The organism is Hymenobacter lutimineralis (assembly GCF_008271285.1).
GTDB classification, from domain to species: domain Bacteria; phylum Bacteroidota; class Bacteroidia; order Cytophagales; family Hymenobacteraceae; genus Hymenobacter; species Hymenobacter lutimineralis.
The window spans coordinates 22050-40564 of record NZ_VTHL01000032.1; the positions used below are offsets into that span (position 1 = coordinate 22050).

Consider the following 18515-nt stretch of genomic DNA (forward strand, 5'->3'; position numbering starts at 1 on the left):
CAATACGTAGATTAAGGTCTTTTGGCCAGAAACACGCGGGTAATGGCCGGCACGTCCAACACCAGACACACCTGCCCACTGCCCAGCAGCGTGACGCCACCAAACAGGTCAATAGTATCCAGGGGTTGAGACATGGGTTTGATGACAATGTTTTGCTGCCGCACAAACCGGTCGACGATTAAGCCCAGGCGCCGGTTGTTGTAGTTAGCAATGATGATGTCCTGCCGGCCGTGCAGCTCGCTGCGGTCGGCGGGCCGGAGAGGTTCGTCGCTGGTGTGTAGCAGCTGGCGCAGGCTCACTACGGGCACATTTTCGCCCTGCACCTCGGCCAGCAGCATTCCCCCTACCACGTGCAGTTGCTCGGGCCACAACGACACCACCGAGTCGATGTGCATGAGCAGCAGAGCATAGCTGCGGCCTTCCAGCTCAAACAGCAGGGCGCCTTTTACGGCAATAGAGGTGGGCAGTACCAGCGTAAAGGTAGTGCCTTTGCCTAGTTCCGACTCTACGCGCAGTTGCCCGCCCAGCGAGTCGATGGCCAGCTTTACTACGTCCAGTCCCACGCCGCGCCCGGAAATATCGGTAACCTCCTTGGCCATGGAAAAGCCGGGCTCGAACAGAAACGCCCGCACGTCGGCGGGGCTGAGGGTAGCGGCGGCGTTGGCACTCACCAGTCCGCGCTCCACGGCTTTGCGGCGCACACTGTCCACGTTGATGCCGCGCCCATCATCCCGCACTTGGATAAGTACATCGTCGCGCTCCGTAGAGGCGAGAATGGCTAGCTCACCAATGGCAGGTTTACCGGATTTTTCCCGTTCCTGCGGGGTTTCAATCCCGTGCCCAATGGCATTGCGCACCAAGTGCAGCAGAGAGTCGGTGATAATCTGCAGAATGTTGCGGTCAATCTGGATATCCTGCCCGCTAATGGTCAGGTTAACTTCTTTCTGCTCGGCCGTGGCCACGTCGCGCACCACGCGCGGAAACTTGTTGAACAGGGACCCAACGTTTACCAGACGGGCATCCATCACGCTGTACTGCAGCTCGTCGGCAATGCGGAACAGGTGGGAAGCCACCGACTGCAACGCCGGGTTCCCGATTTCCTGACCCAACGTAAAAATACGGTCCCGGTCAATAATCAGCTCCCCTACCAGGTTCAGCAGATGATCCAGCTTTTTAATCTGGATATAAACCAGATCCGACAGTTCCAGCTTGCGGGCATCATCGGTGGTGACCAGCTCGCCTTCGAGCACCGGCTCCTCCCCTTTCACTAGGCGGTCGAGGTTGGCCAGCAGCACATCTACCTCCGGCATGGCGGCATCCTCGCCAATGGCCCGGATCATGGTGCCAATGGTGTCGATACCGCCGAAGATGACTGGAATAATCGACCCGGTAAAGTCTTTTTCCTTGCTGCGGATCAGGCCAAAGATGGTTTCCATCCCGTGCGCAATTTCCCCGAGCTCATTGAAGCCCATGGCCCGCGCATTTGCCTTTAGGTTGTGCATGAGGCGGAACAGCTCGTTGAGAGCCGCCTCAGCGCTGGGGTTTTTCTCTAGTTCGCTGATGTGGCGGCCCATGGCGTCGTAGTACTCCAACGCCTCGGCCATGAACATTTCGCGATATTCCTGCTCCCGTGATTTCATCCGTGCTTGAGTTGGGAAACGGAATGCCGGGCTCCGGCCCCAAGGCCGGTGGCCGTGCTACCACGGTTAATAAATGCCGCAATGCCACTCAGGGGCAGTACCTGCGAAGCCAATCCGGCTTGAATAACGGATTTGGGCATGCTAAATACCGAAGCTGACTCCTCATCCTGCGCAATGATGGTCCCGCCGTGGGCGCGCACTAACTGAGCGCCAGCGGTACCATCGCGGCCCAGCCCGCTGAGAATCACGCCCGACACTTTTCGGCCCAGCGTTCGGGCGGCCGAGGCCAGAAGCAAATCAATGGAAGGCACGTCGAAGCTGGTTGGCGTTTCTATGGCAAACTCCGTTTGCCACCCCATCCAAGGGCCATTGCTGGTAGGCCGCACTACCATATTATGGCCACCTGGCACCACTAGGACCTTACCGGCTTCGAGCCGGGTTTCGTGGGTTGCTGCCTGCACCGGTAGCGGCGAAACCCGTTGTAGCCGGGAAACAAAAGAGCTGGTAAATTGGGCTGGTAAATGCACCGCTACCAGCACGGCCTGTTTCAGCCCCGGCGAAAGCCCCTGTATCACGTACTCCACTGCCGCGGCGCCACCCGTTGAGCCTCCTAGTACCACCAGCCCCTGCGGAGGCGCCAGCAGCAGGGCGGGGTTGGCCGCCGCAGGCTTTTTAAGGGGTAATACTGCCCTGATCTTGCGCCAGAATTCGGCGCGCTGCTGCCCTGCACCGCTGTGCTCGCGGGGCAGCAGGGGCAGTATATAGTCGTACACGCCCCAGCGGGCGGCTTCCCGCAGCATGCCGGGCAACGGCGTGCCATTGGCATAGAGCAGGATTGGCACCGACCGCGCCTGACTAAGCTGACTTAGGGCCGCCAGTGCCTTTTCGCCCGCAATGATGAGCCCGGGACGCAGCCGGCGACACTGCTGCACCAGTTCTTCCGCGGTTTCCGCTGCTCCTACCACCCGCATATCGGGCGCAGCCGCCAGCCACCGGGTCAACTCCAAGCGGGAAAGCCCCGGGAGTTCACCAAGCAAGACGGCAACAGGTTCAGGAGAAAAACGAATCACGGGGCGGGGAAAGCGGGCAGGGAAAAGTACGCTGTAATGGGATGAGCGAGGAGTTAGCCTTCAGCAGGGGTATCGTCGGCTTCGGTAGTGGCGGCGCTGCCTTGCTGCAAGGCCGAGCTAACGATTTCCAGCACTTTTTCCTCGGAGAAAGGCTTCACGATGTAGGCAACTGCCCCGCTTTCCAGGGCTTCGTTGACAATAACTTCCTGCCCCACGGCGCTGCACATCACAATGCGCACTTCGGGCTGGTCTTGCCGGATGCCCTTGAGTACGTCCAGGCCGGTGTTGTCCGGCAGGATAACGTCGAGCGTAATCAGGTCGGGCCGGGTAGCAGCCGCCATTTCGATGGCTTGCTGGCCGTTTGCAGCCTCGCCCACCACGTCGTAACCGGCGTCGGTGAGCATATTCTTAAGCATCGTGCGCATGTAGAACGAGTCGTCCACGATGAGGATGCGGTTTTTCATATGGTTGGGGAAATCGGGGTTTGACGGAAAATTTTCTCAGGCCTAAGTACGGGGGCGTGCCCCAGAAGATTCTCCGCGCGAATTCAATTGCATGATTTCCGCTGGAGTTAGCAGCTTCATCATATCCAGCACGATGATTATGCGGCCTTCCAGACGAGCTATACCTTCGATGTATTTCTCCTGAATACCGTTGTCTTGGATGAACTCGGGCGCCTTCTCAATAGCTGAAACCGGCAAGGAAAGCGGTTGGGGAACTTCCCGTACCACAATGCCAATAGTGTAATCCTTGGCTTCGATGGCGAGAGTATAAGACAGGGCCTCGGTGGTGGGCTGGTGCCCGCGGCGCAGGCCGAAACGCTCTTCCAGGTCGATAATGGCAATAATGTCGCCCCGCAGATTGGCAATGCCTTTGACAAAAGCCGGCGTCTTGGGCATTTGCGCAATTTCCGGGGTGATGGTCACTTCCTTTACCTGCTCAATGCGCACACCGTATTCCTCATTACCCAGCTTAAAGATGATAAGCTGAATAAGGGCTTCCTGAACAACCTGTTTTTTACTAACGCTGGTTTCTGTTTGCATGATCTGGCGCTTCAAACGATAATGGCCTTCCGCCGGCGGCCCTGGTTAGGGCTACCGGCGGGGCTTGCGTTCGGAAACTATTTGCCTTTCGTCTTCTGAGCTTTGGAAGCGGGACCCTTCTTGCCATTTTCCGGCGTTGGAGCTTCCTCCTTCTTCGGAGCCGCTACCTTCGGCGCGGCGGCCCGCTGGGTTTTGGAAGGTCCCTTGGTCACTTTGGAGTCGTTGTTTCTACTATCGGTGGCGCGGGCGGCAGGCAGAGGGCGCGCCGCCGGGGCCGCTGGGCGGGCCGCCTGACGCGTAACGGGACCCTGCTGACGTCGGGCCGGCTGCGTGGGCTCCGGGGCCGCTACCTGCACGATGCGGCGCAACCCACGACGAACTACAGGCTCGGGCTCGGGCTCCACAAATTCAATGAGCTGGAAGTTAGACAAACCAGCCTGCAGGTCGTCGGCAATATCAGCCAGCTTCTGGCTGGAGGCGGTGAGTTCCTGCATGCTCGAGGAAAGCTGCTTGGCGGTACCGGCCACTTGTTGGGTGCCCGAGGCCGTTTGCTCGGCAATGGCTACCACTTCCTCTACGTACTTTACTACATCGCCAATCGAGGTTTTCTGTATCTCGGTGGCCGTCAGAATGTCGCGGGAGGTGCGGAGCGTTTCACCAGAGGAAGTGGCAATGTTCTTAAAGGCCGAGCTGGCCTCGAACGTGGCGTTTTTCCCTTTCAGTACGCGCCCTTCCATGGTTGAAATTGCTGTGGCAGCGGAAGTGGTGTCCTTGCGAACATCTTCTACCAGCGTGGCAATTTCGTTGGCCGACTTGCGGGAGCCTTCGGCCAGCTTCCGGATTTCTTCGGCTACTACGGCAAAACCACGGCCGGCTTCCCCGGCGCGGGCGGCTTCGATGGCCGCGTTCAGGGCCAGCAGGTTGGTTTGCGAGGCAATGTCCGTAATTACGCCCAGCGACTTGCTGATTTCCCCGGAACGAGTACTCAGTACTTCGATGGTGCGGGCCGTTTGGGCGGCGGCGTTGGAAATTTCTTCCATGTTTTTCACCACCTCAGCCACCGTTTTCAGACCCAGCTGCGAGGTTTGCTCCCCGAGGATAGCGGCCTTGATACCAACGTCGGCCTTGCCAGCCGTTTCCTTGGTAGCCGTCATAATCTCTTCGATGAGTTTGAATGCCTGGTCCGTTTTCAAGGCTTGGTTTTGCGCGCCTTCAGCCATCTGCTGCATAGCCAAGGCTACGTCGACCGTCACGCGGCTCATTTCCTGGCCCTTGCCCGCCATTTCCTCCGACGAGGATCCTACTACGAGAGACGACTCGTTGATTTCTCCAAGCAGTTCGTTCAGGTTTTCTACGGCGAGGTTCAGGGCATCGGACATGGCCATGATGTCGCCGGCGGTGGGCACTTCCACGCGCTGGGTCAGGTCACCTTCCGAAATGGCGCGTACTACGCGGGCCACTTCCAGTACCGGGGAGGCAATGGATTCAAGCAGGGCGTTGAGCGTGTCCACGAGTTCTTTCCACGAGCCCGATACCCCGCCTACCGTGGCGCGTTCCGTCAGCTTACCTTCTACCCCGGCTACTTTGGCCACCCGGCTAACTTCTACGGCCAGTCGGTTCAGGTCATCCACCATTCGGTTGATGGTGTCGGCCAGGTCGGCTACTTCGCCTTTGGCTTCCAGGGTCAGCTTCTGGGTCAGGTCACCTTTCGATACGGCGGTTACTACTTTCACCAGTCCACGTACCTGCGTGGTGAGGTTCGAGGCCATGGTGTTTACCCGGTCGGTCAGCTCTTTCCACACCCCGCTCACGCTGGGCACGTTGGCCTGACCACCCAGGCGACCTTCGGTACCTACTTCAAGGGCCACACGGGTTACCTCGCCGGCGAAGATGTTGAGCGAGTCCACCATTCGGTTGATGTTGTCCTTCAGGTCGAGCAGCTCGCCTTTTACATCAACGGATACTTTCTGGCTTAGGTCGCCGCGGGCTACGGCGGTGGTTACATTGGCAATGTCGCGCACCTGGCTGGTGAGCGAAGCAGCCATGAAGTTTACGTTGTCGGTGAGGTCTTTCCAGGTACCGCGCACGTTGGGCACTACGGCCTGGCCACCCAGCTTGCCTTCGGTACCTACTTCGCGGGCCACGCGGGTTACTTCGTCACCGAAGGTGTTCAGCGAGTCCACCATCTGGTTGAGGTTTTCCTTCAACTGGAAAAGCTCCCCTTTTACGTTTACCGTAATTTTCTGGCTCAAGTCGCCGCGGGCTACGGCCGTGGCTACGTTAGCAATGTCCCGCACCTGAGAGGTCAGGTTGCTGGCCATCGTGTTTACGTTGTCCGTCAGATCCTTCCAGGTACCCGAAACGTTTGGCACGTTGGCCTGGCCACCCAGAATACCCTCGGTGCCTACTTCGCGGGCTACCCGGGTTACCTCGCCCGCGAAGATGTTCAGCGAGTCCACCATCTGGTTCAGAATGTTCTTCAGATCCAGCAGCTCGCCTTTTACATCAACCGTAATCTTCTGCGTCAGGTCACCTTTTGCTACGGCGGTAGCTACGTTGGCAATGTCGCGCACCTGAGAGGTCAGGTTGCTGGCCATCGTGTTTACGTTGTCCGTCAGCTCTTTCCAGGTGCCACCTACGCGAGGTACGTTGGCCTGGCCGCCCAGCTTTCCTTCCGTACCTACTTCGCGGGCTACGCGGGTTACTTCCCCAGCGAAGATGTTGAGCGAGTCCACCATCTGGTTCAAGATGTTCTTGAGCTCCAGGATTTCCCCCTTCACGTTCACCGTCATTTTCTGCGACAAGTCGCCGCGGGCTACGGCGGTAGCTACGTTGGCAATGTCGCGTACCTGGCTCGTCAAGTTCGAGGCCATGTAGTTTACATTGTCGGTCAGCTCCTTCCATACGCCGGCCACGTTCGGCACTGATGCTTGTCCACCTAGCTTTCCTTCCGCGCCTACCTCCAGGGCCACGCGGGTTACTTCGCCGGCAAACAGGTTCAGCGAGTCCACCATCTGGTTCAGGTTCTGCTTCAGTTGCAGCAGTTCCCCTTTTACATCGACCGTAATCTTCTGCGACAAGTCGCCGCGGGCTACGGCGGTAGCTACGTTAGCAATGTCCCGCACCTGAGAAGTCAGGTTGGCGGCCATGGTGTTTACGTTATCGGTCAGATCTTTCCAGGTGCCGGCTACGTTCGGCACTACGGCCTGGCCACCGAGGCGGCCTTCCGTACCTACTTCCTGGGCCACCCGGGTTACTTCGCCGGCGAACAGGTTCAGCGAGTCCACCATCTGGTTCAGGTTCTGCTTCAGTTGCAGCAGCTCGCCTTTCACATCTACCGTAATCTTCTGGGTCAGGTCACCCTTCGCTACGGCCGTAGCCACGTTGGCAATGTCCCGCACCTGACTCGTCAGGTTGCTGGCCATGTTGTTTACGTTGTCCGTCAGATCTTTCCAGATGCCGCCTACGTTCGGTACGGAGGCCTGGCCACCCAGCTTACCCTCTGTACCTACTTCCTGGGCCACCCGGGTTACCTCGCCGGCGAAAACGTTGAGGTTGTCAATCGTTTTGTTGATGGTTTCGGCCATCACCTTGAAGTCGCCGGAAACCGGAATCTGGAACGACTCATCGAGGTTACCGCGGCTGATGTTCTTCAGTACTTTACCTACCTCCAATACCGGTACGGCAATGCTGTCCACCAAGCCGTTGATATTGTTGATCATGTCGCGCCAGAAGCCGGCGGCATTTTCGGCGGAGGCCCGGGCTTTCAGGTTTCCTTCAACCCCGGCCACCTTCGAAATGCGGGACACCTCGCCGCCTACCCCGCCAATCATTTCCACCATGGAATTGTAGGCTTCGGCTATTTCGGCGAAGATGTCGTCGTTCTGCTTGGTGAGGCGAACTGAGACGTCACCTTTCTTAAAGGCGTCGAGGGCGTAGAGCACGCGGTTCAGCTGCTCGTTTACGTAGTCCGGGGCCTGATCGGCAATTTCGGTGCGGACCACGCCCCGCTTGCGGGTACTGTCACTCGTCACGGCCGTACCCCGGCGGTTGGGCCCGGCGGCCTCCGACAGGCCGTTGCGCCCCGAAGGCGTAGGCGCGTCGGGCGTGGTGGTAGGGGTAGCAGTAGGATCGGCTGGTTTAGCGGCGCGGGTGGATTTGCCAGAAGCCATAGAGAAGGAAATTGCGAAGCCGGAAATAAAGGCGGTGCAGATACAGACCATAGTGCCCGATGCACTAGCGTCAGACTAACAAAGGTAGTAAAAGGGACATAGCAGCCTAATTTGCGGTGATTTTTCCCATTTCACAGGACTATATAGTTCAATCAACATCAGCTGAACCACTTAACAGACATCTTTGTATAACTCAGGCTGACCTATTTCGACTTTTAATAAGGAAATAAAATTCTGGGCCGGAATATTCCAGCATCTTTGCGGCAAAATTCAACTTCCCTGCGCTGCTTCGCGTTCTACATAGGAACGTACTGTCAGCTCCCGCCCTGCTTCCCCTTATATGGTTAAGAATCTAGTCATTGTCGAGTCGCCTGCCAAGGCCAAAACCATCGAAGGGTACCTTGGCAAGGACTTTATCGTCAAATCCAGCTTTGGGCACGTGCGCGACCTGCCCAAGGATAACAACGCCATTGATATCAGCAATGGGTTTAAGCCTACCTACGTGGTTTCGGCCGACAAACGCGAAATCATCAGTCAGCTGAAAAAGCTGGCTAAGGAGGCCGAAACGGTATGGTTAGCCAGTGACGATGACCGCGAGGGCGAAGCCATCAGCTGGCACCTGGCCGAAACGCTGAACCTGAGTGACCAGAAGACGCGGCGCATTGTGTTCCGCGAAATCACCAAGAATGCCATCCTCACGGCCATTGACAACCCGCGGGAAATTGACCTGAACCTGGTAAATGCCCAGCAGGCCCGGCGGGTGCTCGACCGATTGGTAGGCTTCGAGCTGAGCCCGGTGCTTTGGAAGAAGGTAAAAGCCGGACTTTCGGCGGGCCGCGTGCAAAGCGTGGCCGTGCGCCTGGTGGTGGAGCGGGAGCGGGAAATCAGCCAGTTCAAGACTAGTTCCGCCTACCGCATTGTGGCCCGCTTTGATGCCGGCCGCGGCGCGGTGCTGGAGGCCGAGCTGCCCACCCGCTACAAAACCCGCGACGAGGCCGAAGCCTTTCTGGCGCGTTGCGTGGGCGCGGGCTACCGCATCGAGAACCTGGAGAAAAAGCCGGGTAAGCGCAGCCCGGCTCCTCCCTTCACCACCTCCACCCTGCAGCAGGAAGCCTCGCGCAAGCTCGGTTTCTCGGTGGCTCAGACCATGAGCGTGGCCCAGAAGCTCTACGAAGCCGGCCGCATCAGCTACATGCGGACTGACTCTGTGAACCTTTCACAAGACGCCTTGGCGGCGGCCCGTGTGGCTATTTCCCAGGCCTACGGCGAGGAGTACGCTCAAACCCGCCAGTTCAAAACCAAGTCCGCCTCGGCCCAGGAAGCCCACGAAGCCATCCGCCCCACCGACTTTGCCTTGGTAAAAGCCGGAGAAGACTCGGCCGAGCAGCGCCTCTACGACCTGATCCGCAAACGCGCCCTGGCCTCACAAATGGCCGACGCGGTGATTGAGCGCACGGTAGCTACCATTGGCATCAGCACCCAGCCGGGCGTAATGCTCACGGCAACGGGCGAGGTCATCACCTTCGAGGGCTTCCTGAAAGCCTATGCCGAAAGCAAGGACGAGGACGAGCAGGACGGAGAATCGTCGTTTTCGCGTGGCCTGCCACCCCTGAGCGTGGGCCAGGAGTTGCCGCTGCAGCAATTGCGCGCCACGGAGCGCTACTCCGCACCGGCAGCCCGCTACACGGAAGCCTCGTTGGTGAAAAAGCTGGAGGAAATGGGCATTGGCCGGCCATCTACCTACGCGCCTACCATCAGCACCATCCAGAAGCGGGGCTACGTGGAGAAAGACACCCGCGAGGGCAAGGAGCGGAAGTTCCATGTGCTAACCTTGGAAGGCAGCGAAGTGAAGACCGAAGTGAAAACCGAAACCTTCGGGGCCGACAAAGCCAAGCTGTTTCCCACCGATACAGCCATGGTGGTCACCGACTTTCTGGTAGAGCATTTCCCGGTGATTGTGGACTTTCAGTTCACGGCCAAGGTAGAAGACGAATTTGACCGCATTGCCGACGGCCAGGAAGTGTGGACGGATATGCTGGCGGGCTTTTACGGCACCTTCCACGAAACCGTGGAGCGCGGCCAGGATATTGAGCGCAGCACGCTGGGCAGCACCCGCGAAATCGGCACCCACCCCGAAACCGGCCAGAAGATTACGGCCCGTCTCGGCCGCTTTGGCCCTTACGTGCAGATCGAGCCCCTGGAAGGCGCGCCGGAAGGGGAAAAGGCCGTATACGCCAGCTTGCGCAAAGGTCAGTTTATTGAAAACCTCACGGTAGAGGAAGCCCTGGACTTGTTTAAGCTGCCCCGCAATGTTGGTCAGTTTGAAGACAAGGATATGACGGCGGCCCTGGGTCGGTTTGGGCCCTATATCCGGCACGACAGCAAGTTCTACTCCTTAACAAAAGAGCAGGACCCGCACACCATCACGGCCCAGGAGGCTATTGACCTGATTGAGGCCAAGCGCAAAGCCGACTCGGAGCGGCTGATCAAAACCTTCCCCGACCGGGAAGATGTGCAGGTGCTCAACGGGCGTTTTGGGCCTTACATCGTGGTGGGCAAGAAAAACGTGAAGATTCCGAAGGGCGAAGAACCCGTGGAACTGAGCCTGGAGCGGTGCCTGGAGCTGGCTGAGGCCACGCCCGACAAACCCGCTAAAGGAGGCCGCTTCGCGAAGAAAGCCGCCCCCGCCGCGGCCGAAAAGGCTGACACCCCTGCTAAAAAACCGGCGGCCAAAAAACCCGCCGCAAAAAAGGCTGCAGCCAAGAAGCCCGCGGCTAAAAAGCCCGCCACCAAAGCTAAATAGCCATTCTTATTCCCAGACAGAATTCCCTAAGACTCCTTGGGAATCAGCAGGATATTAAAAAGCCCCGATATGGTATCGGGGCTTTTTTCTTGCGAGCTGCGGAAAATATGTAGCCGATAGGTCCGTTGTAATAACCTACTCATCCTATTTCTCCAGCTATGAAATCAGCGCTACTACTGGTGTTGCTGCTCGGTTGCACCGGCTTCCCAGCAGAATCGACAGGAACGGCGGACACTGCCCGGGGTGAACAAGCGCGTCCGGTGCCCAGTGCCGGCAAAGCCCAGGATTATGCCTGGCTGGAAGCCGGCCGCTACAACCCTAGCCAGACCCTGGGTGCACGTTTTGCTCCTCCCCAGGGGTATCAACGCGTAACGGTTGCGCCCGGTACTTTCGGCGCCTGGCTGCGGCATTTGCCGCTGTTGCCCGGGAAGCCACTGGTAAAGCTGCACAACGGCCAGTTGAAAAACCGCCAGGACGTGCACGCTGCCGTATTGGATCTGGACGTGGGCAAGCAAGACCTGCAGCAGTGCGCCGACGCCGTTATCCGGCTGCGCGCCGAGTACCAGTTCAGCCGGCAGCCCGACCAGATTCACTTCCACCTCACCAGCGGCGACGATATTCGTTTCCAGGATTGGTATTCCGGTACGGGCTTCCGCGTGGCAGGGGATGCTGTGCAGCCTGCCCCGCGCCCCGCTGAGGCCCCCACGCACACCAGCCTGCGCCGCTACCTCGACCAGATTTTTACTTACGCCGGTACCCTGTCGCTGAGCCGGGAGCTGCGGACTACTCCCCTGGCCCAGGTGCAGCCCGGCGACGTGCTCATCCACGGCGGCTCGCCGGGCCATGCGGTGCTGGTGCTGGATGTGGCCGTACAACCCAGCACGGGACGTCGGGTGGCATTGCTGGCGCAGAGCTACATGCCCGCTCAACAAATGCACGTGCTTGAAAATAGATGGGACAACACGGGCCTGGGCGCCTGGTTTCTGCTTGACCCGGCTGCCCGCAAAGTAAGCACCCCGGAATGGACGTTTGATCGGGAGGAATTAGGCCGTTTTGAGTAGCGGCTCCAGGTTAGCCACGGCTGGCTAAACCACCGTGCCGGCGTCGGGGTATAACTAGCTGAAGCCATTCATTTGAGTACTTATGAAAAAGAAAATCGTAGCCCTGACTGGGGCAGGAATATCGGCTGAAAGCGGCCTGGCTACCTTCCGAGGCTCCGATGGACTGTGGGAAGGACACCGAATTGAGGACGTAGCCACCCCCGAAGCCTGGGCCCGAAACCCCGAGCTGGTGCTGGAATTCTACAACCAGCGGCGGGCCGCGGCCCGGGCTGCCCAACCCAATGCCGGCCACCTCGCTCTGGCCGCACTGGAGCAGGACTTTGAGGTGGTTATCGTCACGCAGAACGTAGACGACCTGCACGAGCGGGCCGGCTCATCGCGCGTGATTCACTTGCACGGCCAGCTGTTTGAGTCGCGCAGCTCTTACTTTGAGCAGCTGGTGTATCCCATGGCTTCGGACCGGATTGAACTGGGCGACCTGTGCGAAAAAGGTCACCAGCTGCGGCCCAATATTGTATGGTTCGGCGAGGCCGTTCCCTTGATGGAGCGCGCCGTGCAGGAAGCCGCCACTGCCGACTTTTTTCTGGTGGTGGGCACTTCGCTGCAGGTGTACCCGGCAGCGGGCCTTGTCGACTTTGTGCGGCCGGGTACGCCCATCTACATCATTGACCCCAGCCGCCCCCCGGTAGCCTCCCGCCCCGACTTGCATTTCATTACCGAGCCCGGCACTACCGGCGTCCCCAAAGTAGCGGCTGAGCTGATGCGCACCGCAAGCTGATTCTTATTAAGTACCTACAAATGAAAGCCCCACCGCAACGTTGCGGTGGGGCCTTTTGCTTTAGGTCGAATACTTGGTGCGCTACTGGATTACCAGCTTTTGCACTTGCGTAGACTCTCCACTGGTCACGCGCAGCAGGTAGAGGCCGCTTTTGAGCGACTGGCAGTCAAGCTGCAGTTCCCCATTGGCAAACGTGGTGCGCTGGAGCATTTCCTGCCCGCTCATGCTGGTGATACGTACGCCTACTGGAATTTTGGCGTCGTGGCCGCTCAGGCGCAGTTGCAGGGTGCGGCCGGCGGGCAAAGGGTTTGGATAGACATCTACTGCGAACGGGCCGCTAGCTGTTTTGGCTTTGGCGTCGGTAGCCGTACCCAGCGTGGTACCGCCGGGGCGGGCCAGCGCATTTACTTTGGTAATGCGAATCCAGTTAAGGTTCCAGCCGCCGCCCTGGGCAAATACCCCGAAGTTATACGTACCCGCGTTGACGTTTACCGTTTTGGAAACTGTGGTCCAGTTTTGCCAGCCGCCCGTGGCCGGAATGGCTACGTTGCCCAGCTGAATAGCTCCGGCGTTTAAGTCCGAAGACAAGGTACTGCCGCTTGGGCTGGCCACCCGGTACTCCAGCAGGTAGGAGCCGGAGGTCGGGAAGTTGACGTTGTTGTAGGCCATCCAGTCGCCAGCATCAATGTAGCCCACATTTTGGCCACCTTCTGAGCAGGCCTCTACCTGCACACCATTCATGGCGGAGTAGCTTTCTGCCTGCAGCGTAATGCTGGAAGTAGTCGGGGTGCTTGTCTTTTGATATACTCGCACGTAGTCAACGTACATGGTGGCGGGCAGCTTGCTTTCGTCTACCGTCTGCCCGGGCCAGTTGCCGGCTACGGCCAGGTTCAACAGCAGGAAGAAGGGCCGCTGGAACTCCTCGGTGCCCCCGGCATTACCGGAAATGTTGATTTCGTGGTACTTCACGCCATCCACAAACCAGCGGATGTAGGTGGGCTCCCACTCTACCGTATACACGTGGTAGTTCTGGGGCGAGGTTACGATGTTGCCGCCGTACTCAGCGTGGCCGTTGCTGTCCCAGTGCACTGTCCCGTACACTTTGGTTTCGGAGTTGATGTGCTCCATTACGTCGATTTCGCCGCAGGCGGGCCAGCCAACCTGCCCGATGTTGGCGCCCAGCATCCAGAAAGCCGGCCACAGGCCCTGCCCCAGGGGCAGCTTCATGCGGGCTTCTATCTTGCCGTAGGTGAACTGCTTGAGGCCCTGCGTTTTCATCCGGGCCGAGGTATAGGGCATGCCGCCCACATTTTCTTTGCGGGCGGTAATCATCAGGTCCGTGCCGTTGACGGTGGCGTTGGCGCGCTGGTAATACTGTTTTTCGTTGTTGCCCCAGCCGCCGCCGCCGGTTTCAAATACCCAATTGGAGCTGATACTGCCGTTGAATTCATCGGCCCAGACCTGCTGGTAGGTTTGCGCCTGCGCTACGTGGGTGGCGCCGGCCAAAGCCAAGGCACCACAGAGAGTGGTAAAGAGTTTCTTCATACTGGTGGGGTTGTGGAAAGGAGGAAGAGCGAGAGAAGCGGGTTGTCAGCCCCGGGAAACAGGGTGCCAACTGAGGCAATATTCGGCGGTTGCGGCGGAAACACAACCTCAGCAAAAAGGCCTTTGCTATCAACAACAGGACCTTTTCCAGCCTTGTGCACACTTACATCACACGCCGGGCGGTTCACTTTCCACCTAAGCACTTCACCAGTAAGCTAGCGGGTGGGCACAACCACTGCGGTTAAAAAACAAGCAAAAAACCAAGATTTTATACGCCTATAATTTAGGTTTCAGCAAAATCTTCGCCCTATTGTTATGACATAGCCAATTACCCTCCCCCTTCAGGCTAGTTCCCTTCTCATTACTTCCTGTTGCTCCCAGGAAAGAATACTGCGCTCAGGCTCGGGGTTTGGGTCGCCTTGGCTGACTTGGATTAAGAAATCTTAATCCTGGCTTATCCCTGTTCAGCTTTCTGCGTAAGTAAGGCTCCTACTACTGGCTTTCTTACCTGCTTTATGCGAAAACACTATTCCTGGCTTTTGGCTGCTGCTCTTCTGACAGCAGTGGGGGCAGCCAAGGCGCAATTATCACCTTCCCACACCGTTTTTCTGCTCGGCAACACCGCTACAACTGCCCCCACACCTGCCCATCTGCAAGCGTTGCGGCGCACCCTGGAGCAGCAAACCGGCCCATTTACCGTTGTTCACCTTGGGGATATAGTGGGCAATGAAGGCCTGGCGGGTAAGCAGGACAGCAGCGCCGCTGGCCAGAAAGCCCGAGCCGACGTGCTGATTAATCTGCTCACCGGTCTGCCCAACGGCAAGCTGTACTTCGTACCCGGTGATAAGGACTGGGCCAACTCCGGCCCCGACGGCCTCAAGCGCGTGCGCCGCCTGGAAGAATACATTGAAAAGCGCCTGCCCGGCCAGAACGCCTTTGTGCCCACCGGCGGCTGCCCTGGCCCCGAGGTGGTGGATGTTGCGCCCAACGTGCGCCTGGTCGCCATAAACTCGCCCTGGTGGACCCACCCCTACGACCGGCCCGAGGCCCCCGATACCGACTGCAAAACCATGACCCAGGAGGAGTTCCGGGAGCAGCTGCAGGATATTCTGGACGACACCAAGGGCAAAAACGTGCTGCTGGTAGGTCATCAACCCGTCGTCAGCAATGGCATCTATGGGGGGCATATGCCGGTGCTGCGTCACTTTCTGCCCCCGCTGGTGGGCTCGTTCTACACGGCTTATCGCCAGAACGTGGGCTCCCCGCGCGACATGGCTAACCCCGCCTACCAGAACTTTCGCAAGGAGCTGCTGAATACGCTCCAGGAAAACCCCGGCGTGGTGTTCGCCGCCGCCCACGATTATAGTCTGCAGCTCACCCCAGTGGCTGGCAACTACCACTTGGTGGCTGGCTCCTTTACCGAAAAGCAGCACGTGGGTGCCAATGCCAAGTCACTATATAATAAAGCGGAAGAAGGCTTTTCCAAGCTCGAATACTACGAGGATGGCACGGTAAAAGCGGCTTTCTATACCTTCCAAGGTACTACCGACGCGGTAAAGGAATCCTACACGGGTACGCTGTTCCAGAGTGCCTGCCAGGAGCCGCGCTTGCCGGGCGTGCCCGTCAATGCCTTTATTCCGGAGTGCCCTACGGCCCCACGCGGGGTAGCCGATGCCAAACCCGACGTGCCTTTTGTGGCTACCACTACTGTAACGCCCGGCCCACAGTACAAGGGCGGCCCGGGCAAGCGGTTTTTCCTGGGTCCTCTTTACCGCACGTCTTGGACGCAGCCGGTGCAAGTGCCTACGCTCGACTTGGCTACCGATAAAGGGGGTTTACGCCCCTTCGGGCGCGGCGGCGGACGCCAGACTACTTCGCTTAAGCTCATTGCTGCCGACTCCTCGGAATACGTGTTCCGCTCAGTAGACAAGGATGTAACCAAGATTCTGCCCCCCGAGCTGCGCAACTCCATTGCCGCCGACGTACTGCGCGACATCACGCCCACGGCCCACCCCTACTCGGCGCTGGCTGTTTCGTCTTTGCTCGATCAGACGGATATCCTGCATGCCCGGCCGCGCCTGTTTGTGCTGCCCGATAACCAGCAGCTTGGCCCCTACCGCGACCAGTACGCCGGCTTGCTGGGGACTTTGGAAGACCGCCCCGTGGACCCCAAGCCCAACCTGCCCGGTTTTGGCGGGGCCGATGATGTGCGCCGCTCGTTCAGCTTTTTCCGCCAGCTCTACAAGGACCACGACAACCGCGTGGACGCCCTAGCTCTGGGCAAGGCTCGGGCCTTCGACATGCTGGTGGCCGACTTTGGCAAACACGAGGACAACTGGAAGTGGGCCGGCTACAAGCAAGGCAACACCACCATCTACAAGCCCATTCCGCGCGACCGGGACCAGTCGTTTACGCTCTGGAACGGGCTCCTGACCTGGACGGCCAACCGTGAGTGGGCCGTGCCCAGCATCGAAGACTTCCAGAGTGAATTTCACGACATGGAAAGCCTGAACTGGCCGGCCCGCCACCTGGATAGGTTCCTGCTCCAGTCGCTTACGCGCGAGCAGTGGCAGGAAATTGGGAAATACCTGCAGCAGCAGATTACCCCCGCCGCCATCGACCAGGCCACGGCTCAGTTCCCCCAGGAAATCCAGGCGCTGTCGGGGCAGGAAATTAACCGCAAGCTGAAAGCCCGTATTCAGGAGCTGCCGAAGGCGCTGGACGAATATTACTTCATGCTGGCTAAGCGCGTGGATGTAGTAGGCTCCAACAAGAGTGAGGTGTTCCAGGCAGAGCGCCTACCCGACGGCAACCTGCGCGTGCGCATGTTCGACAAGGCCAAGGGGACCGACCAGCCCGAGGGTGAGCCGCTATTCGACCGCACCTTCAAGCGCCAGGAAACCGACGAAGTAAGCCTCTACGGCCTCGGCGACGACGACATTTTCACCGTTACGGGTCAGGCCAAGCACAGTGTCTTGCTGCGCATCATCGGCGGAGATGGCAAAGACCGGATTGCTGATGAATCTGCCGTGGCAGGCCTGCGGGCCCTAACGAAAGTATACGATGTGCCCGATACCGAGCTGAAGCTAAGCAAGGAAACCGACAACCGTACCTCTTCCAAGCTCGAAGTAAACCGCTACGACCGGGAGCAGTTCGAGTACGACGGCTACAACCCGCGCGCCACGCTCATCTTCAACCAGAGCGACGGATTCGGGGCCGGTGCGGGCTTCGACATTGTACACCAGGGTTTCCGTAAGCCCGGCTTCAAGAACCTGTACGGTATCGACATTCAGGGCTCTACCAACGGCAATTTTCAGGTGTCGCTGAACTCGCGCTACCGCTATGCCATCAAGAAGTGGGACATTGGACTGCGCACCGAGTACGGCAACTACTTCCAGTACTACAACTTCTTCGGCCTTGGCAACCAAACAACCAAGGACGACGACCTCTACAACGACAACTTCTACAAAGCCCGCTATAAAGGCTATACGGCCAACGCCTTTCTGGAGCGCACCTTCCTGCAGCGCAGCCTCTTCCGGATTGGCCCCAGCTACGAGCATTACAAGTCTAACTTCACGGCCAACTCCCTGCTGGGCACTGAAAATCCCAACCCCATTCCCAACGACCTGCGGCCCAATACCCAGTTTCAGCGGCTGGTGGGTTTGAACGCCGTGCTGGACCTGGATTTGCGCGACCGGCAGAGCTTTGCCCGGCGTGGGGTGCGCCTGCGGGCCCAGCACGACTCTTACCGCCAGCTTAATCAGGCTAAAGCCAACTTTGGCCTCACCCAGGCTTTCGGGGAGTTTTACGGCACGGCCCGCATCCTCATCCCGGCCACGCTGGTGGTGAAAGTGGGCGGCGCCAAAAACTACGGCGACCGTAACCAGATTCCCTTCTACAAATACACCAACCTGGGTTTGCGCGAGGGACTGCGTGGCTACGTGCGCAACCGCTTCACCGGCGACGCCAGCGCCTATCTGAATACCGAGCTGCGTCTGGCCCTGGGCAAAAGCAAGAACTCCATCCTGCCCTTCTACTACGGCGTGTTCGGCTTCTACGACCAAGGCCGCGTGTACTACCGCGGCGACTCGCCGACGGGCTGGCACGCGGGCTATGGCGGCGGCTTCTACATTGCCCCGGTTTCGGAGCAACTGGCTTTGTCGGTTTCTTACCAGACCTCCGAGGAAGAAAGCGCCTTGCTGCAGTTCGGCGTTGGGTTCAGGATAGACCAGTAATATCGAGGTTGATATGGTCTACTCTGGGCTGAGCTGTTTCCAGCGTGTACGCTTCCCCGTTCGATAAGCCAGTGGTAGGCAGAGGTTAAGCGGCTTGTTTAAATTCGAGTGGGGTCATGAAATTCAAGGCCTGGTGGGGCCGTTGGGTGTTATAGTCGTGCCGCCACT

11 protein-coding genes are annotated in these 18515 nt (G+C 58.8%); 4 read left to right on the plus strand and 7 right to left on the minus strand.

What is annotated here, in order from left to right:
* Positions 1 to 11: 11 nt before the first annotated feature.
* The 5 genes from FY528_RS20030 to FY528_RS20050 form a co-directional block, all read right to left on the minus strand.
* Entirely contained in the window at positions 12 to 1640 is a 1629-nt protein-coding gene (locus tag FY528_RS20030) for a chemotaxis protein CheA (RefSeq protein ID WP_149072797.1), read from the minus strand.
* Positions 1637 to 2677, minus strand: a complete 1041-nt coding sequence (locus tag FY528_RS20035; protein WP_149072798.1) for a chemotaxis protein CheB — start codon at positions 2675 to 2677, stop codon at positions 1637 to 1639. Before FY528_RS20035 ends, FY528_RS20030 begins: the two co-directional genes overlap by 4 nt.
* 86 nt (positions 2678 to 2763) lie before the next feature.
* Positions 2764 to 3174 (minus strand): response regulator, encoded by a 411-nt coding sequence (locus FY528_RS20040; protein ID WP_149072799.1) that lies wholly within the window; start codon positions 3172 to 3174, stop codon positions 2764 to 2766.
* A gap of 42 nt (positions 3175 to 3216) precedes the next feature.
* A complete protein-coding gene (locus tag FY528_RS20045) occupies positions 3217 to 3753 on the minus strand; it encodes a chemotaxis protein CheW (RefSeq protein ID WP_149072800.1) in 537 nt (178 codons plus the stop codon).
* Between the two features lie 77 nt (positions 3754 to 3830).
* The gene (locus FY528_RS20050; RefSeq protein ID WP_262384070.1) at positions 3831 to 7925 is read right to left on the minus strand and encodes a HAMP domain-containing protein; all 4095 of its coding nucleotides are present in this window, start codon (positions 7923 to 7925) and stop codon (positions 3831 to 3833) included.
* 340 nt (positions 7926 to 8265) lie between these two features.
* Between FY528_RS20050 and topA the strand changes: the two genes are divergently transcribed.
* The 3 genes from topA to FY528_RS20065 all read left to right on the plus strand — a co-directional run bounded on the left by topA (position 8266) and on the right by FY528_RS20065 (position 12567).
* Positions 8266 to 10728, plus strand: a complete 2463-nt coding sequence (gene topA / locus FY528_RS20055; protein WP_149072801.1) for a type I DNA topoisomerase — start codon at positions 8266 to 8268, stop codon at positions 10726 to 10728.
* Between the two features lie 158 nt (positions 10729 to 10886).
* Entirely contained in the window at positions 10887 to 11789 is a 903-nt protein-coding gene (locus FY528_RS20060; protein WP_149072802.1) for a DUF4846 domain-containing protein, read from the plus strand.
* Between the two features lie 82 nt (positions 11790 to 11871).
* Positions 11872 to 12567: an SIR2 family NAD-dependent protein deacylase gene (locus FY528_RS20065; protein WP_149072803.1), complete on the plus strand. Its 696-nt coding sequence runs from the start codon at positions 11872 to 11874 to the stop codon at positions 12565 to 12567.
* Between the two features lie 81 nt (positions 12568 to 12648).
* Here FY528_RS20065 and FY528_RS20070 read toward each other — a convergent pair whose 3' ends face one another.
* Entirely contained in the window at positions 12649 to 14112 is a 1464-nt protein-coding gene (locus FY528_RS20070; protein WP_149072804.1) for a carbohydrate-binding protein, read from the minus strand.
* A gap of 539 nt (positions 14113 to 14651) precedes the next feature.
* Here FY528_RS20070 and FY528_RS20075 point away from each other — a divergent pair.
* On the plus strand, positions 14652 to 18347 hold the full coding sequence (locus FY528_RS20075) for a BamA/TamA family outer membrane protein (protein WP_149072805.1): 3696 nt from the start codon (positions 14652 to 14654) through the stop codon (positions 18345 to 18347).
* 85 nt (positions 18348 to 18432) lie between these two features.
* Here the strand turns inward: FY528_RS20075 and FY528_RS21855 are convergent.
* Positions 18433 to 18515 (minus strand): integrase core domain-containing protein (locus FY528_RS21855; RefSeq protein ID WP_149072669.1); only part of this gene is annotated, 83 nt, incomplete at its 5' end.